This window comes from Kitasatospora sp. MBT63 (assembly GCF_000710465.2).
In the GTDB taxonomy this organism is placed as follows: domain Bacteria; phylum Actinomycetota; class Actinomycetes; order Streptomycetales; family Streptomycetaceae; genus Kitasatospora.
In genome coordinates, this window is the sequence record NZ_JAIZ01000126.1 from 1 (window position 1) to 22,584 (window position 22,584).

At 73.1% G+C, this 22,584-nt stretch carries 21 protein-coding genes; 1 reads left to right on the plus strand and 20 read right to left on the minus strand.

The features are described 5' to 3' along the window. Positions 1-202: 202 nt before the first annotated feature. The 14 genes from coaBC to pyrR form a co-directional block, all read right to left on the minus strand. Entirely contained in the window at positions 203-1,441 is a 1,239-nt protein-coding gene (coaBC, locus tag AA75_RS08415; protein WP_033819199.1) for a bifunctional phosphopantothenoylcysteine decarboxylase/phosphopantothenate--cysteine ligase CoaBC, read from the minus strand. Positions 1,442-1,589: 148 nt separating this feature from the next. Next, complete coding sequence (gene rpoZ / locus AA75_RS08420) at positions 1,590-1,856, minus strand: DNA-directed RNA polymerase subunit omega (protein WP_033819200.1); 267 nt, start codon at positions 1,854-1,856, stop codon at positions 1,590-1,592. 58 nt (positions 1,857-1,914) lie between these two features. Then, positions 1,915-2,472 carry a guanylate kinase gene (gmk, locus tag AA75_RS08425; protein ID WP_063794310.1) on the minus strand — a complete coding sequence of 186 codons (558 nt, stop codon included), beginning with the start codon at positions 2,470-2,472 and terminating at the stop codon, positions 1,915-1,917. Between the two features lie 60 nt (positions 2,473-2,532). Next, a complete protein-coding gene (gene mihF, locus AA75_RS08430; RefSeq protein WP_033819202.1) occupies positions 2,533-2,859 on the minus strand; it encodes an integration host factor, actinobacterial type in 327 nt (108 codons plus the stop codon). 246 nt (positions 2,860-3,105) lie between these two features. After that, positions 3,106-3,942: an orotidine-5'-phosphate decarboxylase gene (pyrF, locus tag AA75_RS08435; RefSeq protein ID WP_033819203.1), complete on the minus strand. Its 837-nt coding sequence runs from the start codon at positions 3,940-3,942 to the stop codon at positions 3,106-3,108. Further along, positions 3,939-4,913, minus strand: coding sequence for a dihydroorotate dehydrogenase (locus AA75_RS08440; RefSeq protein ID WP_033819204.1), 975 nt, complete (start codon positions 4,911-4,913; stop codon positions 3,939-3,941). The genes pyrF and AA75_RS08440 overlap by 4 nt, the downstream gene beginning before the upstream one ends. After that, on the minus strand, positions 4,910-5,767 hold the full coding sequence (locus tag AA75_RS08445; protein WP_033819205.1) for a dihydroorotate oxidase: 858 nt from the start codon (positions 5,765-5,767) through the stop codon (positions 4,910-4,912). The genes AA75_RS08440 and AA75_RS08445 overlap by 4 nt, the downstream gene beginning before the upstream one ends. Before the next feature lie 107 nt (positions 5,768-5,874). Further along, complete coding sequence (locus AA75_RS08450; protein ID WP_033819206.1) at positions 5,875-6,978, minus strand: quinone-dependent dihydroorotate dehydrogenase; 1,104 nt, start codon at positions 6,976-6,978, stop codon at positions 5,875-5,877. Between the two features lie 70 nt (positions 6,979-7,048). Further along, entirely contained in the window at positions 7,049-10,357 is a 3,309-nt protein-coding gene (gene carB / locus AA75_RS08455) for a carbamoyl-phosphate synthase large subunit (RefSeq protein ID WP_033819207.1), read from the minus strand. A 2-nt stretch (positions 10,358-10,359) separates the two neighbouring features. Beyond that, complete coding sequence (gene carA / locus AA75_RS08460) at positions 10,360-11,535, minus strand: glutamine-hydrolyzing carbamoyl-phosphate synthase small subunit (protein WP_051812011.1); 1,176 nt, start codon at positions 11,533-11,535, stop codon at positions 10,360-10,362. Next, positions 11,532-12,104 (minus strand): hypothetical protein, encoded by a 573-nt coding sequence (locus AA75_RS08465; protein WP_033819208.1) that lies wholly within the window; start codon positions 12,102-12,104, stop codon positions 11,532-11,534. The genes carA and AA75_RS08465 overlap by 4 nt, the downstream gene beginning before the upstream one ends. Then, on the minus strand, positions 12,101-13,405 hold the full coding sequence (locus AA75_RS08470) for a dihydroorotase (protein WP_033819209.1): 1,305 nt from the start codon (positions 13,403-13,405) through the stop codon (positions 12,101-12,103). Before AA75_RS08470 ends, AA75_RS08465 begins: the two co-directional genes overlap by 4 nt. Then, positions 13,402-14,391 (minus strand): aspartate carbamoyltransferase catalytic subunit, encoded by a 990-nt coding sequence (locus AA75_RS08475; RefSeq protein WP_033819210.1) that lies wholly within the window; start codon positions 14,389-14,391, stop codon positions 13,402-13,404. Before AA75_RS08475 ends, AA75_RS08470 begins: the two co-directional genes overlap by 4 nt. A 4-nt stretch (positions 14,392-14,395) precedes the next feature. Then, positions 14,396-15,022 carry a bifunctional pyr operon transcriptional regulator/uracil phosphoribosyltransferase PyrR gene (pyrR, locus tag AA75_RS08480; RefSeq protein ID WP_033819211.1) on the minus strand — a complete coding sequence of 209 codons (627 nt, stop codon included), beginning with the start codon at positions 15,020-15,022 and terminating at the stop codon, positions 14,396-14,398. A gap of 353 nt (positions 15,023-15,375) precedes the next feature. Between pyrR and AA75_RS08485 the strand changes: the two genes are divergently transcribed. After that, a complete protein-coding gene (locus tag AA75_RS08485) occupies positions 15,376-15,879 on the plus strand; it encodes a transcriptional regulator (protein ID WP_014134541.1) in 504 nt (167 codons plus the stop codon). A 94-nt stretch (positions 15,880-15,973) separates the two neighbouring features. Here AA75_RS08485 and AA75_RS08490 read toward each other — a convergent pair whose 3' ends face one another. The 6 genes from AA75_RS08490 to AA75_RS08515 form a co-directional block, all read right to left on the minus strand. Continuing rightward, complete coding sequence (locus tag AA75_RS08490) at positions 15,974-16,837, minus strand: hypothetical protein (RefSeq protein WP_033819212.1); 864 nt, start codon at positions 16,835-16,837, stop codon at positions 15,974-15,976. A gap of 138 nt (positions 16,838-16,975) precedes the next feature. Beyond that, positions 16,976-17,803: a thioesterase family protein gene (locus AA75_RS08495; protein WP_033819213.1), complete on the minus strand. Its 828-nt coding sequence runs from the start codon at positions 17,801-17,803 to the stop codon at positions 16,976-16,978. A 135-nt stretch (positions 17,804-17,938) separates the two neighbouring features. Then, on the minus strand, positions 17,939-18,379 hold the full coding sequence (nusB, locus tag AA75_RS08500) for a transcription antitermination factor NusB (RefSeq protein WP_033819214.1): 441 nt from the start codon (positions 18,377-18,379) through the stop codon (positions 17,939-17,941). A 2-nt stretch (positions 18,380-18,381) separates the two neighbouring features. After that, entirely contained in the window at positions 18,382-18,948 is a 567-nt protein-coding gene (gene efp, locus AA75_RS08505; RefSeq protein ID WP_033819215.1) for an elongation factor P, read from the minus strand. A 78-nt stretch (positions 18,949-19,026) separates the two neighbouring features. Beyond that, positions 19,027-20,133: an aminopeptidase P family protein gene (locus tag AA75_RS08510; protein ID WP_033819216.1), complete on the minus strand. Its 1,107-nt coding sequence runs from the start codon at positions 20,131-20,133 to the stop codon at positions 19,027-19,029. Between the two features lie 80 nt (positions 20,134-20,213). After that, positions 20,214-22,584, minus strand: a 2,371-nt coding sequence (locus AA75_RS08515) for an FtsX-like permease family protein (protein WP_051812012.1), incomplete at its 5' end; no start/stop codon positions are given.

The following is a 22,584-nucleotide window of genomic DNA, read 5'->3' on the forward strand; positions in this document are numbered from 1 at the left end:
GGTGTCCCTCGGTGACCGACTCCGAGGTGAACAGGCGGCGAGACACAGCGCTCCCTGGGGTTGCAGCGGCTGCTGACTGAACGACCACGACGCGGTGCGCACCGGCCATGGTCATCCGGAAAGACTTGATTCCTGGAGTGTAACGGTCAGGCCCCTCGGACGGGCCACCTGCCCGCGCAATCGGGCGTACAAGCAGTGCGGATCACAGCGCGTCGGCAGCTCGCAACCGGGTGACGACCTGGTCCCAGACGGTGTCCGCGAGCGCCTCCTTGGGGCCGTGCGGGACCGGCACCTCGGCCCCGTCGGCGGCCAGCACGACGGCGGCGTTGGTGTCCAGCCCGAAGGCCAGGCCGTCGCCGACCTCGTTCACCACCAGCAGGTCGCAGCCCTTGCGGGCGAGCTTGGCGCGGCCGTGGGCGAGCACGTCGTCGGTCTCGGCGGCGAAGCCGACCACCAGCTGGCCGGGGCGGGCCCGGTGTGCGGACAGCTCGGCCAGGATGTCGGGGTTGCGGACCAGCGCGACCGGGGCCGGCTCGACGCCGTCCACCTTCTTGATCTTCCCGGTGGCGTACTCGGCAGGCCGGAAGTCGGCCACCGCCGCCGCCATCACCACCACGTCGGCGTCCACCGCCGCCTTCAGCGCCGCCTCGCGCAGTTGCAGCGCGGTGGACACCCGCACCACGTCGACGCCGGCCGGGTCCGGCAGCTCGGCGTTGGCCGACAGCAGGGTGACCCGGGCGCCGCGGGCCGCGGCGGTGGCGGCCAGCGCGTAGCCCTGCTTGCCGGAGGAGCGGTTGCCCAGGAAGCGCACCGGGTCCAGCGGCTCCCGGGTGCCGCCGGCCGAGACCACCACGTGGCGGCCGGCCAGGTCGCGCTCCTGGGTCCCCCGGGCCAGCACCCGGCGGCAGGCCTCGAAGATCGCGGACGGCTCGGGCAGCCGGCCCTTGCCGGTGTCCACGCCGGTGAGCCGGCCCACCGCGGGCTCCAGCACGATCGCTCCCCGGCGGCGCAGCGTGGCGACGTTCTCCTGGGTGGCGGGGTGCTCCCACATCTCGGTGTGCATGGCCGGGGCGAAGACCACCGGACAGCGGGCGGTGAGCAGGGTGTTGGTCAGCAGGTCGTCGGCGAGGCCGTGGGCGGCCTTGGCCATCAGGTCGGCGGTGGCCGGGGCCACCACCACCAGGTCGGCCTGCTGGCCGATCCGCACGTGCGGCACCTCGTGGACGCTGGCCCAGGTCTCGGTGGCAGCCGGGCGGCCCGACAGCGCGGCCCAGGTGGCCTCGCCGACGAAGTGCAGCGCGGCCGCGGTCGGTACCACGGTCACCCGGTGCCCCGACTCGGTGAGCCGTCGCAGCAGCTCACAGGCCTTGTACGCGGCGATGCCGCCGCTGACGCCGAGGACCACGCGCGGGGCGTGGGGCTGCTCCGGGCTCGCGTTCATGGGTGCTGCATCTCCTCCGGGTCGGGTCGACGTTCACCTTACGACCCTTCAGACGCCGGGCGCGACGTGGCCCGGAGCACACGGAAGGGCCCGCCCCACCAGGTCTTTCGACCGGCGGGACGGGCCCTCACCGAAGGGGTGCCGGAGCTCAGGCCGCCTCGATCGCCTCGGCGGTCAGCAGGCCGGCGTTGATCTCGCGGAGCGCGATCGACAGCGGCTTCTCGTGCACGTGGGTGTCGACCAGCGGGCCGACGTACTCCAGCAGGCCCTCGCCGAGCTGCGAGTAGTAGGCGTTGATCTGGCGCGCGCGCTTGGCCGCGTAGATCACCAGGCTGTACTTGGAGTCGGTGGCCTCGAGCAGCTCATCGATCGGCGGGTTGATGATGCCCTCAGGCGCGGTCATCGAAGAGGACACGCTAGAACCTTCCGAAGTGGATATCTCTGACAAGGACCGGTTGTACGAACCGATCCGGTCAGACTACACCGAGCAAGGCTAGCAGCTCGGAGGCGACCTGCTCGACGGAGGTGTTGACCAGCGTCGTGTCGAACTCCGGCTCCGCGGCCAGCTCCACCTTGGCGGCGTCCAGCCGCTGGTCGATCACGTGCTGCGGCTCGGTGCCCCGGCCGGTGAGCCGGCGGACCAGCTCGTCCCAGCTCGGCGGGGCCAGGAAGACCAGCTGCGCCTCGGGCATCGACTCGCGGACCTGGCGGGCGCCCTGGAGGTCGATCTCCAGCAGCACCGGCTCGCCGCGTTCGAGCTTCTGCAGCACGGCCTGCCGGGGGGTGCCGTAGCGGTTGCCCGCGAACACGGCCCACTCCAGCAGTTCGCCGTTGGCGACCAGCTTGTCGAACTCGTCGTTGTCGACGAAGTGGTACTGGACCCCGTCCTTCTCGCCGGGCCTCGGGTGGCGGGTCGTCGCCGACACCGAGAGCCAGACCTCGGGGTGCTGCTTCCTCATATGAGCGACGACCGTGCTCTTGCCGACCCCCGAAGGGCCGGAGAGCACGGTCAGCCGCGGACGCTCACTCATGCACCGATTATCCCGGATCGCGGACGATCCGGGGACCACGGGGTACGACTCGGGGTCCGGTCAGGACGCCGCGCCGCCGAACTCCCGCTCCAGGGAGGCAATCTGGTTGGTGCCGAGACCACGGACACGGCGGCTCTCGGAGATGCCGAGACGCTCCATGATCTGCTTGGCGCGCACCTTGCCGACGCCCGGCAGGCTCTCCAGCAGGGCGGAGACCTTCATCTTGCCGATGACCTCGTCATCGGCCTTGCCCGCCTTGATGACGTCGTGCAGCGAGGCGCCGGAGTGCTTGAGCCGGTTCTTGACGTCGGCACGCTTCCGACGAGCCTCGGCGGCCTTGGCCAGCGCGGCGGCGCGCTGTTCAGGAGTAAGGGGCGGAAGAGCCACGCCGTTCACCTCAGGTGTGAATGGAAGGGAGGAGCTATGACTGGTGGTGCCCGGCCACCGGAGGCAGACCCCTGGTTAGGGGCTCTGACCTGCGAGAGCGGCGGAAATCCGCCGCCGTTCGACGACCTACCGCCGGACACTACCCAACTTGGGCTTCCACGTCAGGAAAAGAACACGAAAAGTCCTGGTCAGCCAGGGCCGACCCAGGACTTTCCGGGCAAATCCACCGCGTTGCGGCCGGTATTCTCAGGCGTTTGTGACTGCGCTCACATCCTCGACGAAGCGCGCGGCGGCCTCCCGCAGCGCCGTCACCGACGGTCCGTGCTTCAGCACGTCACGGCTCACGCTGGGCACCACGTTGCCGACCTCGGCCCCGAAGACCCGCGGCAGGTCCTTGGCGGTGGCGCCCTGCGCGCCCACCCCGGGGGCCAGCAGCGGGCCGTTGATCGCGAGGTCCGCGCCGGCCTCGGCGAGGGTCGCGCCGACCACCGCGCCGAAGGAGCCGAGCGGCTCTGCGCCGGCGTTCTCGGCCGCCAGCCGGTTCAGCACGCCCTGGGCGACGCTGACGCCGTCGGCGCCGAGCGCCCGCTGCACCTCGGCCCCCTCCGGGTTGGAGGTGAGCGCGAGCGCGAAGAGCCCGGCGCCGTTGGCCCGGGCCAGGTCCACGGCGGGCTGCAGCGAGCCGAAGCCCAGGTAGGGGCTGACCGTCAGCGCGTCGGAGAACAGCGGGCTGCCCGCGGCCAGGAAGGTCTCGGCGTACGCGGCCATGGTGGAGCCGATGTCGCCGCGCTTGGCGTCCATCACCACCAGCGCACCGGCCGCGCGGGCCTCGGCCACCGTGCGCTCCAGCACCGCGATGCCGCGGCTGCCGAACCGCTCGAAGAACGCGGCCTGCGGCTTGAGCACGGCGACCCGGTCGGCCAGCGCCTCGACCACGGTGCGGGAGAAGGTCTCCAGGCCCGCCACGTCGTCGGCCAGGCCCCAGGCCGTCAGCAGGGCGGAGTGCGGGTCGATGCCCACGCACAGCTGGCCGCGGGTGTCGAGGGCCGTACGGAGACGGGCGCCGAAGGGGGCGAGGGTCACGGGGATCCTTCCGGTCGGGGGGTGGTCCGGTGGGCGAGGCCCACCACGTCGGTGAACTTGGCGAAACCGCGGGCCGCCAGCTCGGCGCGCAGCTCGTCGAGGATGCGCAGCGGGGCGGCGGGGTCGTGGAACAGCGTGGTGCCGACCGCGACACCGTCCGCGCCGGCCAGCGCGAACTCCAGGGCGTCCCGGCCGCTGCGCAGGCCGCCCATGCCGATGATCGGCACCTGCGGCATGCGGCCGGCCAGCATGGCGGCGTGGACCTGGTGGACGCAGCGCACCGCGATCGGGCGTACCGCGGGCCCGGACAGGCCGCCGGCGCCGCTCGCCAGGGCGGGGCGCAGCGTGTCCAGGTCGATGGCCAGGCCCTGGGTGGTGTTGATCATCGAGAGGCCGTCGGCGCCGGCCTGCACGCAGGCGGCGGCGATCTCGGTGATCGAGGTGACGTCAGGCGAGAGCTTGGCGTACACCGGCAGGTCCGCGTCGGCCACCTGGCGCACCGCGCGGACCACGTCGTACGAGGTGGCCGGGTTCCCGGCGAACACCGGGCCGCGGGCGGCGGCGTTCGGGCAGCAGAGGTTGACCTCGATGCCGATCACGCCGGGGCGGCCGTTGAGCCGGGCGGCCACCTCCGCGTACTCCTCCAGCCGCTCCCCCGCGATCGACACCAGGACCCGGGCGCCGCGTTCGGCCAGCCACGGCAGCTCGGTGCGGACGAAGACGTCGATGCCGGCGCCCTGCAGTCCGATCGCGTTGAGCAGCCCGGAGGGGGTCTCGGCGGTCCGCGGGGTGGCGGCGCCGGCCCGGGGCCGGGCGGTGATGGTCTTGGTGGTGACGGAGCCCAGCTCGTCCAGCGGGACGAACCTGGCCAGCTCCCGCCCGTACCCGGCGCAGCCGGAGGCGGTGGTCAGCGGGTTCGGCAGGGTGTGCGGGCCGAACGGGACGGTGAGGTCGACGTCCTCGGGGTTCACCGGGCCGCCACCTCCGCCGCGGGTGCGCCTTCCAGGTCCGGCGGTACCGAGCCGAGCTCCGACCAGCGCACCCGGGCGCCGTCGAACACCGGTCCGTCGGTGCAGCAGCGGGTGAAGCGGCTGACGCCGTCGGCGCCGACCACCGGCAGTACGCAGCCCATGCAGATCCCGGTGCCGCAGGCCATCGGGGTCTCGACCGCCGTCCAGCAGCGCACCCCGAGCTCCTGGGCGATCCGGGCCGTTTCGGCGGCCGGCGCGGCCGGACCCGCGGTGTACACCACCCGGGCGTCGATGGCAGCGATGGCCTGGGCGAGCGGTCCGGTGACCCGGCCGGGCAGGCCGGCCGAGCCGTCCGCGGTGACCACCAGGACGTCCTGGGTCAGGGCCCTGGCCCGCTCCACGCCGTACAGCCGGTCGGCGCCGGCGGCGCCCAGGATGAAGCCGACCTGGCCGCCGGCCCGGCGGATCTCCTCGGCGAGGGTGAGCAGCGCCGCGGCGCCGTACTCCTCGGCCACCAGCAGGGCGCTGACCGGGCCCTCGGGCAGCGGGAAGGGGGTGCCGAGCGGGGCGATCAGGGCGAGCCGGTCGCCGGCCCGGGCGCGGCGCAGTTCGCGGGTGCCGGCCCCGTGGTCGGCGAGCACCAGCTCGATGGTCCCGGCGGCCGGGTCGGCGCGGTCGATGTGGAAGGCCCGCCGGAGCAGCAGCGAGGACCCGGGGCCGCCCACCGCGAGGGTGGCGAAGTGGCCGGGTGCGACCCGGGGGGCCGCCTCGGGCGCCCGGAGCACCAGGCGGCGGTACGTCCCCTCGGCGGTGCTGGCGAGCACCTCGGCATCGCTCTGGACGGGGTTGGCCATCTCGCTCCACCTCTCGGCCGGCCGTTGTGACGGTGTGAACTCTCCCAAACCCGTCCGGACACTGTCACTTCGCCCGGACGCCCGCACGCCCGTGCGCCGCGCCCCGCTCAGGCGTCCGGCTTGGCGGTGCCGACCGCCTCGGCGATGGTGCGGTAGCCGCTCACCCGCAGCCGGTCGGCCAGGCCGCGGTGCATCCGCCGCATCCAGAACGGCCCCTGGTAGATGAAGGCGCTGTAGCCCTGGACCAGGTCGGCGCCGTGCAGGATCCGCTGCCAGGCGTCCTCCGCGGTCTCGATGCCGCCGACCGAGATCAGCACCAGCCGGCCCTCGGTGCGCGCCCGCAGGCGCTGCAGCACCTCCAGCGAGCGGGCCTTCAGCGGGGCGCCGGACAGGCCGCCCATGCCGATCTCCTCGATCCGGTCGGCGCTCTCGCGCAGGCCGTCGCGGCCGATCGTGGTGTTGGTGGCGATGATGCCGTCGAGGCCCAGGTGCAGAGCCATGTCGGCGATCTCGTCGATGTCCTCGTCGGCCAGGTCGGGCGCGATCTTGACGAGCAGCGGGACGTGGTGCGCGGTGGCGGCGTCGGCGGCCTTGCGGACGTCCCACAGCAGCGGGCCGAGCACCTGGACGGCCTGCAGGTTGCGCAGCCCGGGGGTGTTCGGGGAGCTGACGTTGACCACCAGGTAGTCGGCGTACGGGGCGAGCCGCTCGGTGGACTTCAGGTAGTCGGCGGTGGCGTCGGCCTCCTCGACCACCTTGGTCTTGCCGATGTTGACGCCGATCACCGGGGTGGAGGTGGTGTGCGGGCGCGCGGCGAGGCGGGCGGCGACCCGGGCGGAGCCCTGGTTGTTGAAGCCCATCCGGTTGATCAGCGCCCGGTCCTCGACCAGGCGGAACAGCCGGGGCGCCGGGTTGCCGGGCTGCGGCTCGCCGGTGACGGTGCCGATCTCGACAAAGTCGAAGCCCAGCATCGACAGGCCGTCGATGCCGATGCCGTCCTTGTCGAAGCCGGCGCCGAGGCCGAACGGGCCGGGCAGGTCCAGGCCGAGCGCGGTGGTGCGCAGCGAGGCGTGGCGGGGGGCCAGCACCAGCCGGACCAGCTGCCGCAGACCCGGGACCGAGGCGGCCAGCCGGATCCAGAAGAAGGCGAGGTGGTGGGCCTTCTCCGGGTCCATCTTGCGGAAGACGAGGTTGAACAGGGTCTTGTACACGGGCAGGCCTTCCTGAACGGACATGGGAAGTGGGGGGCACCCGGTCCCGGTGCCCCCCACTAGGGTCGTGCTACTTGCGGCCGGCGTTGATCAGCGCCGCGTGCTCCTGCAGCGACATCACCCCGACCTCGCCGCGGGTCAGCGCGTCGATGCCCTGGACGGCGGCGCCCATCGCCTGCACGGTGGTCAGGCAGGGCACGCCGCGGGAGACGGCGGCGGTGCGGATCTCGTAGCCGTCCAGGCGGCCGCCGGTGCCGTACGGCGTGTTGATGATGAGGTCGACCTCGCCGTCGTGGATCAGCTGGACGATGGTCCGCTCGCCGGTCTCGCTCTCGCCCTCGCTGTGCTTGCGCACGATGGTGGACGGGATGCCGCCGCGCTGGAGCACCTCGGCGGTGCCGGCGGTGGCGAGCACCTCGAAGCCGAGCTCGACCAGGGCGCGGGCCGGGAAGACCAGGTTGCGCTTGTCGCGGTTGGCGACCGAGACGAAGACCTTGCCCTTGGTGGGCAGCGCGCCGTACGCGCCGGCCTGCGCCTTGGCGTACGAGGTGCCGAACACCTTGTCGATGCCCATGACCTCGCCGGTGGAGCGCATCTCCGGGCCGAGCACGGTGTCCACGCCGCGGCCGTGGATGTCGCGGAAGCGGCTCCACGGCATCACGGCCTCCTTGACCGAGATCGGGCAGTCGGCGGGCAGGGTGCCGCCGTCGCCCTCGGCCGGGAGCAGGCCCTCGGCGCGCAGCTCGGCGATGGTGGCGCCGAGCGAGATCCGGGCGGCGGCCTTGGCGAGCGGCACGGCGGTCGCCTTGGAGGTGAACGGCACGGTCCGGGAGGCGCGCGGGTTGGCCTCCAGGACGTAGAGGATGTCGCCGGAGAGCGCGAACTGGATGTTGATCAGGCCGCGCACCCCGACGCCGCGCGCGATGGCCTCGGTGGAGGTCCGCAGCCGCTTGATGTCGTAGCCGCCGAGGGTGATCGGGGGCAGCGCGCAGGCGGAGTCGCCGGAGTGGATGCCGGCCTCCTCGATGTGCTCCATGACGCCGCCGAGGTAGAGCTCGGTGCCGTCGTAGAGCGCGTCGACGTCGATCTCCACCGCGTCGTCGAGGAAGCGGTCGATCAGCACCGGGTGCTCGGAGATCAGGCCGGCGTGGCGCTCCAGGTAGGAGGCGAGCGAGGCCTCGTCGTAGACGATCTCCATGCCGCGGCCGCCGAGCACGTAGGACGGGCGGGCGAGCACGGGGTAGCCGATCTCGTCGGCGATCGCCTTGGCCTCCTCGAAGGAGAACGCGGTGCCGTGCTTGGGGGCCGGCAGGCCGGCGTCGCGCAGCACGCGGCCGAAGGCGCCGCGCTCCTCGGCGAGGTCGATCGCCTCGGGCTGGGTGCCGACGATCGGCACGCCGTTGTCCTTGAGTGCCTGGGCCAGGCCCAGCGGGGTCTGGCCGCCGAGCTGGACGATGACGCCCGCCAGCGGTCCGGCCTGCCGCTCGGCGTGGACGATCTCCAGCACGTCCTCCAGGGTGAGCGGCTCGAAGTAGAGCCGGTCGGAGGTGTCGTAGTCGGTGGAGACGGTCTCCGGGTTGCAGTTGACCATGACGGTCTCGTACCCGGCCTCGGCCAGCGCGAAGGAGGCGTGCACGCAGGAGTAGTCGAACTCGATGCCCTGGCCGATCCGGTTCGGGCCGGAGCCCAGGATGATCACGGCGGGCTTGGTGCGGGTGGCGACCTCGCTCTCCTCGTCGTAGGACGAGTAGAAGTACGGGGTCCTGGCGGCGAACTCGGCGGCGCAGGTGTCCACGGTCTTGAAGACCGGACGGATGCCGAGCGCGTGCCGCACCTCGCGGACCACGTCCGGCTTCAGGCCGCGGATCTCGCCGATCTGCTGGTCGGAGAAGCCGTGCCGCTTGGCGTGGCGCAGCAGCTCGGGGTGGAGCTTGTCGGACTCGGCGAGTTCGGCGGCGATCTCGTCGAGCAGGAAGAGCTGGTCGACGAACCACGGGTCGATCCGGGTGGCGTCGAACACCTCCTCCTGGGTGGCGCCGGCCCGGATGGCCTGCATCACGGTGTTGATCCGGCCGTCGGTCGGGACCTGGGCCTTGACCAGCAGTTCGGCCTTGTCGCCCGGCTCGCCGGTCCAGCTGAACTGCGAGCCCTTCTTCTCCAGCGAGCGCAGCGCCTTCTGCAGCGCCTCGGTGAAGTTGCGGCCCATCGCCATGGCCTCGCCGACCGACTTCATGGTGGTGGTCAGCGTGGCGTCGGCGCTCGGGAACTTCTCGAACGCGAACCGCGGGACCTTGACCACGACGTAGTCGAGGGTCGGCTCGAAGGAGGCCGGGGTCTGCTCGGTGATGTCGTTGGGGATCTCGTCGAGCGTGTAGCCGACGGCCAGCTTGGCGGCGATCTTGGCGATCGGGAAGCCGGTGGCCTTGGAGGCGAGCGCGGAGGAGCGCGAGACCCGCGGGTTCATCTCGATGACGATGACCCGGCCGTCCTCGGGGTTGACCGCGAACTGGATGTTGCAGCCGCCGGTGTCGACGCCCACCTCGCGGATCACCGCGATGCCGATGTCGCGCAGGATCTGGTACTCGCGGTCGGTCAGCGTCATCGCCGGGGCGACGGTGATCGAGTCACCGGTGTGCACGCCCATCGGGTCGAAGTTCTCGATGGAGCAGACCACCACGACGTTGTCGTGCTTGTCGCGCATCAGCTCCAGCTCGTACTCCTTCCAGCCGAGGATGGACTCCTCCAGGAGCACCTCGGTGGTCGGCGAGAGGGTCAGGCCCTGGCCGGCGATCCGGCGCAGGTCCTCCTCGTTGTGCGCGAAGCCGGAGCCGGCGCCGCCCATGGTGAACGAGGGGCGGACCACGACCGGGTAGCCGCCGAGGGTGTCGACGCCGGCGAGGACGTCCTCCATCGAGTGGCAGATCACCGAGCGGGCGGACTCACCGTGGCCGATCTTGGCGTTGACGGCCTCGACCACGCCCTTGAACAGCTCGCGGTCCTCGCCCTTGTTGATCGCCTCGACGTCGGCGCCGATCAGCTCGACGTTGTACTTGTCGAGGGTGCCCGCCTGGTGCAGCGAGATCGCGGTGTTGAGCGCGGTCTGGCCGCCCAGCGTCGGCAGCAGCGCGTCGGGGCGCTCCTTGGCGATGATCTTCTCGACGAAGTCCGGGGTGATCGGCTCGACGTAGGTGGCGTCGGCGATCTCCGGGTCGGTCATGATGGTGGCCGGGTTGGAGTTGACCAGGATCACCCGCAGGCCCTCGGCCTTGAGCACCCGGCAGGCCTGGGTGCCGGAGTAGTCGAACTCCGCCGCCTGGCCGATGACGATCGGGCCGGACCCGATGACCAGGACGGACTTGATGTCGGTGCGCTTCGGCACGGTCAGCTCCCTGTGGTGGTGCGGGCCGGGGCACCGGCCATCAGGTCGACAAAGCGGTCGAAGAGGTACGCGGCGTCGTGCGGGCCGGCCGCGGCCTCCGGGTGGTACTGGACGCTGAACGCCGGGGTGTCCAGGCACTGGAGACCCTCGACCACGTCGTCGTTGAGGCAGACGTGGGAGACCTCGGCGCGGCCGTACGGGGTGTCGCTCACCCTGTCCAGGGGCGCCTGGACGGCGAAGCCGTGGTTGTGCGCGGTGACCTCGACCTTGCCGGTGGTGCGGTCCTGGACCGGCTGGTTGATGCCGCGGTGGCCGTACTTCAGCTTGTAGGTGCCGAAGCCGAGGGCGCGGCCGAGGATCTGGTTGCCGAAGCAGATGCCGAACAGCGGGGTCCGGCGCGCCAGTACGCCCTGCATGACCGCGACCTGGTGGTCGGCGGTGGCCGGGTCGCCCGGGCCGTTGGAGAAGAACACGCCGTCGGGCTCGACCGCGTAGACGTCCTCGAGGGTGGAGCCGGCCGGCAGCACGTGCACCTCGATGCCGCGCTCGGCCATCAGCTGCGGGGTCATCGCCTTGATGCCGAGGTCGATCGCGGCGACGGTGAAGCGCTTGGTGCCGACCGCCGGCACGATGTACGGCTCGGTGGTGGCGACCTCGGCGCAGAGGTCGGCGCCCTTCATCTCGGGCGCCTCGTTGACCCGGGCCAGCAGCGCGGACTCCTCCGCCAGCGCGGGACCGGAGAAGATGCCGACCCGCATCGCCCCGCGCTCGCGCAGGTGGCGGGTGAGCGCCCGGGTGTCGATGCCGGAGATGCCGACCACGCCCTGGGCGGCGAGCTCCTCGTCCAGCGAGCGCCGCGAGCGCCAGTTGGAGGGGACCCGGGAGGGGTCGCGCACGACGTAGCCGGCCACCCAGATCTGCTTCGACTCCGGGTCCTCGTCGTTGACGCCGGTGTTGCCGATGTGCGGCGCGGTCATCACGACCACCTGGCGGTGGTACGAGGGGTCGGTCAGGGTCTCCTGGTAGCCGGACATGCCGGTGTTGAAGACGGCCTCGCCGAAGGTCTCGCCGACGGCGCCGTAGGCCTGGCCGCGGAAGGTCCGGCCGTCCTCCAGGACGAGCACGGCGGGCACGCGCTCCCGCCTCAAGCGCTGAGTGGTGGGGGCAGGTGCGGTCATGATGCGGTGCCTTCCGTCTGCTTGGTACGGGGGGAGAGTTCGAGGGTGGCGGCGACCCAGTCGGCGTGCTGCTCGGGCCGGTCCAGCCGGAAGCCGGACTCCAGCTCGGCCTCGCCCAGGCGCCAGCCGACCACCAGCAGGCCGGCGGGGACGACCTTGCCGGCGATGCCGGAGTCCTGGCGGGCGCCGGTGAGCGCCTCGGCCGGGATCCACAGGTCGGCCTCGCCCGGGCGGCGGACCAGCAGGCCGCGCCCGGTCAGGGTCAGTTCGGCCAGGCTGCGGTTGCCGAGGCCGTGGGCGACCACCCGGTCCAGCCAGTTCCCGGCGGTGGTGGTGCCGTGGTAGCGGCCGGCGGCGCTGCGGACGGCCTCGCCGGGCTCGGCCGGGACGGCGGGCAGCGCGGACAGGTCCGACTGCAGGGTGCGGCGCCAGTTCCAGCCCTGCCGCATCAGCCAGTAGACCAGCGCGATGACGATCACCAGGCCGACCGTCCAGCCGATGTAGCCGGGCCAGTTGGTGACCTTGGCCTGGCCTTCGGCGGCGAGCCGCGCGACGGCGGTGCCGGTCACTTGAGCCCGCCCTGCTCGGCCAGCTCGCCGGCCAGCACGGTGGCGGTGCCGCGCAGGAAGGTGGCGTGCACCCGCCCGGGGAGGTCGAGACCGCGGTAGGGGGTGTTTCGGCTGCGCGTCGCAAAGCTGTCGGGATCCACGAGCCCACGGTACGCGGGATCGAAGAGCACCAGGTTGGCCGGTTCACCGACCGAGACGGGCCTTCCGTGGCCGGTCAGACGGCCGATCCGGGCCGGGCGGTGGGACATCCGGTCGGCCACGCCCTCCCAGTTCAGCAGGCCGGTGTCGACCATGGTCTGCTGGACGACCGAGAGCGCGGTCTCCAGGCCGACCATGCCCATCGCGGCGACGGCCCACTCGCAGTCCTTGTCCTCCGCGGGGTGCGGCGCGTGGTCGGTGGCGACGGCGTCGATGGTGCCGTCGGCCAGCGCGGCGCGCAGCGCCTCCACGTCGGCGGCCGTGCGCAGCGGCGGGTTGACCTTGTACACCGGGTCGTAGCTGCGGACCAGCTCGTCGGTGAGCAGCAGGTGGTGCGGGGTGACCTCGGCGGTGACGTCCCAGCCCTTGGCCTTGGCCCAGCGGACGATCTCCACCGAGCCGGCCGTGGACAGGTGGCAGACGTGCAGCCGGGAGCCGACGTGCGCGGCGAGCAGCACGTCACGGGCGATGATCGCCTCCTCCGCGACGGCCGGCCAGCCGCCGAGGCCGAGCTCGCCGGAGACCTGGCCCTCGTTCATCTGGGCGCCCTCGGTGAGCCGGGGCTCCTGGGCGTGCTGGGCGACGACGCCGTCGAAGGCCTTCACGTACTCCAGCGCGCGGCGCATGATCACCGCGTCGTCGACGCACTTGCCGTCGTCGGAGAAGACCCGCACGCCTGCGGCGGAGTCGTGCATGGCGCCCAGCTCGGCGAGCTTCTTGCCCTCCAGGCCGACCGTGACGGCGCCGACCGGCTGCACGTCGCAGTAGCCGGACTCCTGGCCGAGCCGCCAGACCTGCTCGACCACGCCGGCGGTGTCGGCGACCGGGAAGGTGTTGGCCATCGCGTGGACGGCGGTGTAGCCGCCCTTGGCCGCCGCCTGGGTGCCGGTGAGGACCGTCTCGGCGTCCTCGCGGCCGGGCTCGCGCAGGTGGGTGTGCAGGTCGACCAGGCCGGGCAGGGCGATCAGCCCGTGGCCGTCGATGTCGATGTCGGCCTCGGCGGTCAGGCCGGTGCCGATCTCCCGGAACACGCCGTCGGCGATGAGGATGTCCTGGGGCGCACCGCCGAGGATCTGGACGTTGCGGATCAGGTAGCTCGTCACTTGGCGGCCTCCGGGGAGTCGGTACGGGATGCGTCGGCGGGGGCGTCGGCGAAGACCGCCCCGCCGAGCAGGAGGTAGAGCACGGCCATCCGGACGGAGACCCCGTTGGCGACCTGCTCGACCGCGGTGCAGCGCGGGGAGTCGGCGACCTCGGCGGTGATCTCCATGCCGCGGACCATCGGGCCGGGGTGCATCACGATGGCGTGCTCGGGCAGCTGGGCCATCCGGATGCCGTTCATGCCGTAGCGGCGGGAGTACTCGCGCTCGGTCGGGAAGAACGCGGCGTTCATCCGCTCGCGCTGGACCCGCAGCATCATCAGCGCGTCGGTCTTGGGCAGCACGGCGTCGAGGTCGTAGCTGACCTGGCAGGGCCAGTTCTCGATGCCGATCGGCAGCAGGGTCGGCGGGGCGACGAAGGTGACCTCGGCGCCGAGCGTGGTCAGCAGGTGGACGTTGGAGCGGGCGACCCGGCTGTGCAGGACGTCGCCGACGATGGCGACGCGGCGGCCGGCCAGGTCGTGGCCGGTGCCCGGGTTGAGGTGGCGGCGGATGGTGAAGGCGTCGAGCAGCGCCTGGGTGGGGTGCTCGTGGGTGCCGTCACCCGCGTTGATCACGCTGCCGTGCAGCCAGTCGGAGCCGGCCAGCCGGGCCGGCGCGCCGGAGGCGTGGTGGCGGATGACGACGGCGTCGGCGCCCATCGCCTGGAGGGTCAGCGCGGTGTCCTTGAGGCTCTCGCCCTTGGAGACCGAGGAGCCCTTGGCGGAGAAGTTGATGACGTCGGCGGACAGCCGCTTCTCGGCGACCTCGAAGGAGGTCTTGGTGCGGGTGGAGTCCTCGAAGAAGAGGTTGACGACGGTCCGGCCGCGCAGCGTGGGCAGCTTCTTGACGGAGCGTCCGGAGAGGTGGGCCAGCTCCTCGGCGGTGTCCAGGATGAGCAGGGCGTCGTCGCGGCTGAGGTCTGCGGTGGAGACGAGATGGCGCTTCACGCGGTCACTCCGGGAGGTGCGGGTCGGACGGCTGGGCGGCGAGCGCCTGGGAGGACCGGGCGGCGTAGTCGCGGTCGCCGACCAGGACGGCGTCGCGGCCGTCGGTGTCGGCGAGCTGGACCTGGACGGCCTCGCGCAGCGAGGTGGGCAGGTTCTTGCCCACGTAGTCGGCGCGGATCGGCAGCTCCCGGTGGCCGCGGTCGACCAGGACCGCGAGCTGGACGGCGCGCGGCCGGCCGATGTCGCTCAGGGCGTCCAGCGCGGCCCGGATGGTGCGGCCGGAGAACAGCACGTCGTCGACCAGGATGACCAGCTTGCCGTCGATGCCCTCGGCGGGGATCTCGGTGTGCTCCAGCGCCCGGGCGGGCTTCAGGCGCAGGTCGTCCCGGTACATGGTGATGTCGAGGGTGCCGAGCGGGATCTCGCGGCCGGCCACCTGGTTGAGCCGGGCCTGGAGCCTGCGGGCGAGGTGGACACCGCGGGTGTGGATGCCGAGCAGCACCACGTCGTCGGCGCCCTTGGCGCGTTCGACGATCTCGTGGGCGATCCGGGTGACGATCCGGGTGATGTCCCCGGCGTCGAGCACCTGGTGCGGCGGGCGCGGTGCGGATGCAGAGATGGGCGTGGTCATGCCGAAGCGGACCTCCTTCCCCGCCTCACTGGACGGGCCTTAAAGGATGTCTGGAATTGGGCTCCCGACCGTGGCGGAAGCCTCGCCCATGGTAGCAGTGCGCTCACCCGCACCGAGGACCGACCCGTTCCGCTTCCCCCTTTCGTGCGTACCGCGGCGGTTCACGGACCGGCCGGGAGCTATTCGCACGACTGCCCCATTCGGCTTGACGCGACTACCTCACTCTACGTAACCTCACAGTGAGTTACAAGACCGCCGCTGTACCCACCGGTACAGTCGGCCGGATCCGCGGTCATCACCCGCCCGCTCGTGGCTCACCACTGAACGCGAAGCAATCTCGTCCGGGGAGATCTATGTCCAGCGACTACGCGAAGCAACTCGGGGCCAAGCTCCGGGCGATCCGCACTCAGCAGGGTCTCTCCCTGCACGGCGTCGAGGAGAAGTCCCAGGGTCGCTGGAAGGCAGTCGTCGTCGGCTCCTACGAGCGCGGCGACCGCGCGGTGACGGTGCAGCGCCTGGCCGAGCTGGCCGAGTTCTACGGCGTCCCGGTGCAGGAGCTGCTCCCCGGCGGTACCCCGGGCGGTGCGGCCGAGCCGCCGCCGCGCCTGGTCCTCGACCTGGAGAGACTGACTCAGGTGCCGTCCGAGAAGGCCGGTCCCCTCCAGCGCTATGCGGCCACCATCCAGAGCCAGCGCGGCGACTACAACGGCAAGGTGCTCTCGATCCGCCAGGACGACCTTCGCACCCTCGCCGTGATCTACGACCAGTCGCCGTCGATCCTCACCGAGCAGCTGATCAGCTGGGGTGTGCTGAACCCGGACGCCCGTCGCGCGGTGCGCGAGGAGGACGCCGGCTGACGCTCCCCCGTCAGCAGAAACGTCACGGCGGGGTGTGCGGCCACGGCCGCGCACCCCGCCGTCGCGCTGTCCGGGCCGGGGCCCCGAGCCGCCGTCAGCACACCGAGCCGAGGCTGAATCCCGGCCGCGCCTCCACCCCGTCCAGCTCGACCGCGGCCGGGGTGTAGCCGAAGCCGGTGCTCTGCCAGGCCCAGGCCACCTGCCGGTACTCCCCGCAGGAACCCGCCGAGCCCTGCGAGCCGTGCAGCAGCGCCGCCCCCGGCAGCTCCCGGGCCAGGCCCACGCAGAGCACCGCGCACACCAGGTCGAGGTCCTCGTCGTGGATCCGCACCACGCCGTCGTCCCAGTGCAGCACCCGGGCGTCCGCCTGCAGCCGCCCGCCGGGCGCGTCGACCACCAGGTGGAACTGGAAGGTCCCGGCGCCCGCGCCCACCAGCATCCGGCGGAAGACCTCCGAGGCCTGGTCGTGGGCCTGCCGCAGCCGCGGCGGCAACTGCTCCTGCGGCCCGCACAGCGCACCGTCCAGCAGCAGGTCGGCGTGGCGCAGCGTCAGCCCGCTCTCCCGGGCCCGGACCAGCCGCGGCAGGAAGTCGTCGGCCAGCTCCTCGCCCTGGTAGGGCAGCAGCTGGGTCTGCAGCGGCGGGTTGACCAGGTAGCGGTCGCGGGCCTGCTGCTCGGCCGGGTCGAGGCCGTGCAGCAGGCAGAAGTCGGCGAAGTCCCCGGGGTGGAACATCCGGGCCTGGACGGTGCCGAAGACCCGCCGGGCCTCGGCCAGCAGGGCCGCGGTGTCCACCAGGTACGCCGCATGGTCGGCCGCGTCGGTCAGGCCCCACGGGCGGGCCCGCTCGAAGTCCTCGGGGCAGGCCAGGATCCCGGTGACGAAGGCCTCCTCGGGCCGGCGGCCGCTCCCGGGAGAGGTGCAGCGGGAGGACCGGGGGGTGCGGCTGTTCCGGGGCATCGCGGGCTCCTGGGGGACGGGGCTCGAAGGGGACGGCCGGGGACGGCCGCTGCCCCTGTTACTCCCCACCCCCACGCGCCGCACACGCACGCGGTGTCACAGACCTGTAACCGAGGGCAACACTCGCGCGCCCGGCGCTCACTGCGGGCGCGGCGCCCGGGCCAGCTGGCGGGACTGGGCGACCAGGCGGCCGGTGGAGTCCCAGATCTCGGCGTCCTCCTCGAAGTGGCCGCCGGCCAGGTTCCGGGTGGCGTGGCTGACCCGCAGCCAGCCCGGCGCCGGCTTCGCCCGCAGGTGGACCGTCAGTTCGACGGTGGGCGCCCAGCCGGGCAGGCCGAGGTCGAAGGTGACCGGCGGCAGCGCGTCGGCCACCAGCAGGAGCAGCAGCGGGTCCGGCTCCCGGCCGTCGGCCAGCTTGAACCAGCCCTGGATCCGGCCCTGCTTCGACGGCTCGCCGAGCGCCCAGCCGATGGTGGCCGGGTCGAGTCTCAGGTCGAAGCGCTCCAGCAGGGCGGCCTGCTCGACCAGCGACGGCGGCGCGTGCTCGACGCCGATGCACTGCTCCGGCGACGGCATGACGGGCGGCTGCGCACTGGTGTGCACCTCGTCCCCGAACGCGGCCAGGTCGCCGTAGGTGGCGAGCACCCGCAGCCGTTCCTCGCCGTCCTGGACCAGCGAGGCGGTACCGGTGGACAGCGAGCGGCCCTCGCGGATCAGCTCGGTGCTGACGGTGGCGGGCCCCGGCCGGGCGGCGGAGAGGTAGTACCCGCTGATGGAGACCGGGTCCGGGTGGGCCGGGCTGCGCAGCGACAGCGCGTGGCCGGCCACCGCGAGCAGCAGGCCCCCGTTGACGCCGCCGCCGATCTGCCAGCCGGCGCCGAGCTCGGCCCCGTGGCGGCCGGGCTCCCCTGGGTGCGGGGTCAGGGCGATGCCCCGGTCGAACTCACTGCGTACGGCGGTGGTCATGGCGGTGTCCTTCGCTGCGGCGGTCCTCGGCCCACTCTTGCTACCGGCCAGTAGCTTACGCTGCGGCCGGTCCGGGGGCCAGGGACGCGTGAAGGCCGCCGGACCAGGGGTCCGGCGGCCTTCACGAGCGGGACGTCAGTCCCGGCGGATGGTCGGCTTCAGCTCCATGAAGCGGGCCAGCAGGCCGTTCACGAAGGCGGGCGACTCGTCCGTGGAGTACTCCTTGGCGATCTCGACGGCCTCGTCGACCACGACCGCGTCCGGGACACCGTCCTCCCAGATCAGCTCGTAGGCGCCGAGCCGCAGGACGTTGCGGTCCGCGACCGGCATCCGGTCGATCGTCCAGCCGATCGCGTAGGTGGCGATCAGCTCGTCGATCCGGCGGGCGTACTGGGTGTAGCCCTCGACCAGCTGCATGGTGTACTCGGCCACCTGCGGGATGCCCTCGTCGGGCCTCGGGTCGCGGGCGCGGGCCACCCAGTCGGCGAGCACCTGCTCCGGGGAGACACCGCGGTGGTCGGCCTCGAAGAGGATCTGGAAGGCCCTGGTGCGGGCCTTGCTGCGTGCAGCCGCCACGGTTACTTGTTCACCCGGCCGAGGTAGCTGCCGTCGCGGGTGTCGACCTTGATCTTCTCGCCGGTGACGATGAAGAGCGGGACCTGGATCTCGGCGCCGGTCTCCAGGGTGGCCGGCTTGGAGCCGCCGGTGGAGCGGTCGCCCTGCACGCCGGGCTCGGTGTGCTCGATCAGCAGCTCGACCGAGGCCGGGAGCTCGATGTACAGCGGGGCGCCCTCGTAGACGGCGACCAGGGCCTCGAAGCCCTCCAGCAGGTACTTGGCGGCGTCGCCGACGACCGCGGGGTCGATCGGGAGCTGGTCGTAGGTGTCCGTGTCCATGAACACGAACTGCTCGCCGTCCTTGTAGGAGAACTGCATGCCGCGCTTGTCGACGTTGGCGGTCTCCACCTTGGTGCCCGCGTTGAAGGTCTTGTCGACGACCTTGCCGGTCAGGACCTCCTTCAGCTTGGTGCGCACGAAGGCCGGGCCCTTGCCGGGCTTGACGTGCTGGAACTCGACGACGGACCAGAGCTTGCCGCCGTCAAGCTTGAGGACCATGCCGTTCTTGAGATCGTTCGTGGAAGCCACGGGCGCACTAACTCCTGGATATAGCTGTCAAGGAACCAAGAAGGGACGCGTCCCGCCGTCCGCGGCCTGGGCCGCCGACTACAGGGCGAGGAGCTCCTTGGTCGTTATGGTGAGCAGCTCGGGCCCGCCCTCCTCAGGGGGGCGCACCACGAGCGTGTCCTCGATCCGGACCCCGCCCTTGCCCGGGAGATGGACCCCCGGACCGACGGTGACCGGCACGCGACTGTCCAGTTTACCCATGTCGGCGGGGCCCAGACGCGGCGCCTCCCGGATCTCCAGGCCGATTCCGTGTCCGACCGGATGCGCGGCGCGTTCGGCGTGACCGGCCGCCTGGAGGATCGAACGGGCCGCGTCGTCCGGCACGTGCTGCGGCACGCCCGGCCCCAGCGCCTCCCGGCCCGCCCGCTGGGCGTGGAACACCAGCCGGTGCAGTTCCACCTGCCAGGGCGCCGGGGCCGCGCCGATCACGAAGGTCCGGGCGGTGCAGATCCCGTACCCGCGGTACTGCGCGCCGAGCACCACGGTGAGGAAGTCGCCCTCCTCGACCCGGTGGTCGGTCGGCTGGTGGTGCTCCAGCCCGGAGTGCGCGCCGGTACCGACCGAGACCGGGAAGGCGGCCCGGTCCGCACCGTGGTCGATCATGCGGCGCTCCAGCTCCATCGCCAGGTGCCGTTCGGTCCGGCCGACCAGGATCGACTCCAGCAGCTCGCCGAGCGCCTGGTCGGCGATCTCGGCGGCGATCCGCAGGTCGGCGATCTCGTGCTCGTCCTTGACCACCCGCAGCCGCTCGACCGCGAGGTCGAGGTCGAGCAGGCGGACCCCGGCCGCGGTCTGCGCCAGGGTGTGGTGGCGGCTGACCGTGAGGTCGTGCTCCTCCACCGCCAGGTCGCCGACCTTCAGCCGGACCGCCGCCTCGGCGAGGGCCGGCGCCGTGTCGGTCTGCGACAGCACCGGCAGCCGGGCGACGTCCTCGTCGATCAGGTGCTCACCGCTGTCGTCCGGCGGCAGGTCGTCCGGTACGGCCAGCAGCACCCGGTCCCGGGTGAGCAGCAGGCTCGCACCGCACGGCGGGCAGCCGGTGAGGTAGCGGACGTTGGCGGCGCGGGTGATCAGTGCGGCATCGGCGCCGGAGGCACTGCAGTACTCCCGGAGGCGTTCCCGTCGGGCCGCGTGCGCATCGGACATGGGTCGAGCGTACGGAGCCGGGCGGCCGGGCGCCCGTCGAGCACGCTCGGCCGGGGCCCGGCCCGGGCCGGGGGGCGGCGCTACTCGTGCCGCAGGGCGCCCGTCGCGGTGGTCCGCCGCAGCACCGGGAGGGTGAGCGCGGTGACGCCCAGAACGCCGGCCGCGGCGGCGCCCGCCATGGCGAGGACCCCGTCCCAGGCGATCCGCGGCGGCAGACCGGCCAGGTGCAGCAGCATCCGGCCGACGGCGCTGCCGAGGCCGACCGCCAGCAGTAGGCCGATCCCGGTCGGCAGCGCGCTCTGCCACAGCAGCGACAGGCCGAGCGTGCGCCGCGGTGTGCCGAAGGCCAGCAGGCAGGCCAGCGACCGGCGGCGTTCGCGCAGTTGCTCCAGCAGGCTCACCAGCATGCTCAGCGCGATGAGCACCAGGGTGGCCACCACGGCGGCGGTGAGCGACCGGCGGACGCCGTCGAAGGCACGGTCCTGGCCGAAGGCCCGTTCGTCGGACAGCAGCAGCCTGGCCTGCGGGTCGATCCGCTGGACGGCGGTGCGCAGGACCTCGCGGGCGTCCGGCACGGCGGTGTCGAGCTCCAGGTCGACCCGGGCGTCCTGGCCGGCCGTCAGGGCGGCGGGGACGGCGGCGGGCGTGAGCAGCAGGTCCCCGGCCGGGCCGTCGGCCGGGGAGAGCGGACGCTCCACCGCGGGCAGGAGCGCCGCCGGGAGCCGCCAGAGCAGTGCGGAGCCGTCGGCGGCCGCCCGGTCCGCCGTCACCTCGGCGCCGGGCCGCAGCCCGGGACCGGCGGCGGCCGCCGGGCCCGTCCCGGTGAGCAGGAAGCCGTCGCCGTCGGTGCAGGAGGGCAGCTCGGCGAGCGCCTTGAGGTCGGCGCAGGAGCCGACCAGCGCCAGGGAGGTCCGGTTCGGGTCCCGGGTGGCGCCGCGCAGGTAGACCGGGAGGTAGCCGACGGCGGAGCGGGCACCGTCGCCGACCCGCAGCCGGGCGGCCAACTCCGCCGCGGACCCGTCGGCGCCGGGGAAGGTGGCCCGGGCCTGGACTGCCCCGGCGCGCGGCCCGTCGGCGTCCGCGTAGCGGGCCCGGTGCTGCGCGGCGATGGCCCCGAACAGGCTCTGCAGCACGACGGCGCCCGCGACCGCGACCAGCGTGCCGGACGTGGCCCGGGCGGCCGCGCCGCCGCCGAGCCGCAGGCGGCCCAGCGCCAGTTGCACCGACGGCGGCCCGAACGACAGGTCGCGGACGGTCAGTTCGAGCAGCGCCGGGAGCACCGCGGCGACACCGCTGAGCAGCAGCACCAGCCCGGCCACCACGACCGCCAGGTCGAACGGCGAGGCACCGAGGTCGACCCCGGGCGAGGTCTGGGAGAGCAGCAGGCCCCCGGTGACGGGCAGGGCCAGGCGCCACCACAGCCGGCGGCGGGTCCGGTCGCTGCCGCGCACCACGCCGAGGGGCTCCGCGGTGATCCGCCGCATGGCGAGCAGTGCGGCCGCGACCGCGAGCAGCGGCACGGCCGCCATCACGGTGGCCGCCTGCCACGGGTCGGGGTCGATGTCCGCCGCGAAGACGCTGAGGCCCTCGATGGTCACCGACTCCGCGAGGTGCCCGGCCAGCAGGAAGAGCAGCCAGCCGACCGCCAGCCCGGTCAGCGCACCGGCCAGCGCCTCCCCGGCCGCGATCCGGGCGGTCATCGCGCGGTCGGCGCCGACCAGCCGCAGCGCGGCCAGCCTGCGGTCGCGGGCCTCCCCGCCGAACCGGGTCGCCGCGGCGACGAACACCACGACCGGGGTCAGCAGCACCACGATGCCGGTCACGCTGAGCAGGACCAGTTCGGGCTCCAGTTCGCGCGGCGGGTAGGAGTCGCCGATGGAGTCGATCCGGACGGCGCCCCGCTCGGGGCTCAGGTCGTCGGCGCCGAGGACGAAGGAGAGGTCGCCGGGGCCGACCAGGCCGCGGTCGGCGATCCGCCCGGCAACCGGGTGACCGATCCGCTCCTCGAGCAGCCGGCCGTCCGGGGAGCCGAGCAGCTCGGCCAGGGCCGGGGAGACGGCCATCGTGCCCGGTGCCGGAAAGGCGGTCAGACCGGGGGGCAGCGGGGCCCGCGGGCCCTCCGGCTGCACGATCCGGCCGCGCACCTCGGCGCCGTGGTAGGTGGTGGAGGCGTCGACCAGCAGGAGGGTGCCGGGGCCGGCGGCGAGGCCGTCGTCGGCGTGCATGGTGTCGACCAGGGCGTGGATCCGGTCGTCGCGGTGGTGCTTCATGGTCTGGAACGAGGACGCGAAGAGCAGCGTGGCGACGCCGAGGCCGACGCCGACGGCGGTCAGCAGGGTACGGGCCAGGCTGCCCCGGCCGCCGGTGAAGGCGAGCCGCAGTCCGATGCCGACCTGGCCCAGGCGGCGCAGCCGTACGGTCGGGGCCGGTCGGTCGGTGGGGGCGGGCGGG

What these genes read in the sequence shown, in the direction of transcription:
- AA75_RS08490 (WP_033819212.1), bottom strand. Translation starts at nt 16,837, where the DNA reads ATGCCCCGGAACAGCCGCACCCCCCGGTCCTCCCGCTGCACCTCTCCC.
- pyrR (WP_033819211.1), bottom strand. Translation starts at nt 15,022, where the DNA reads ATGACCACGCCCATCTCTGCATCCGCACCGCGCCCGCCGCACCAGGTG.
- AA75_RS08495 (WP_033819213.1), bottom strand. Translation starts at nt 17,803, where the DNA reads ATGACCACCGCCGTACGCAGTGAGTTCGACCGGGGCATCGCCCTGACC.
- gmk (WP_063794310.1), bottom strand. Translation starts at nt 2,472, where the DNA reads ATGAGTGAGCGTCCGCGGCTGACCGTGCTCTCCGGCCCTTCGGGGGTC.
- AA75_RS08510 (WP_033819216.1), bottom strand. Translation starts at nt 20,133, where the DNA reads ATGTCCGATGCGCACGCGGCCCGACGGGAACGCCTCCGGGAGTACTGC.
- AA75_RS08445 (WP_033819205.1), bottom strand. Translation starts at nt 5,767, where the DNA reads ATGGCCAACCCCGTCCAGAGCGATGCCGAGGTGCTCGCCAGCACCGCC.
- coaBC (WP_033819199.1), bottom strand. Translation starts at nt 1,441, where the DNA reads ATGAACGCGAGCCCGGAGCAGCCCCACGCCCCGCGCGTGGTCCTCGGC.
- AA75_RS08485 (WP_014134541.1), top strand. Translation starts at nt 15,376, where the DNA reads ATGTCCAGCGACTACGCGAAGCAACTCGGGGCCAAGCTCCGGGCGATC.
- carA (WP_051812011.1), bottom strand. Translation starts at nt 11,535, where the DNA reads ATGACCGCACCTGCCCCCACCACTCAGCGCTTGAGGCGGGAGCGCGTG.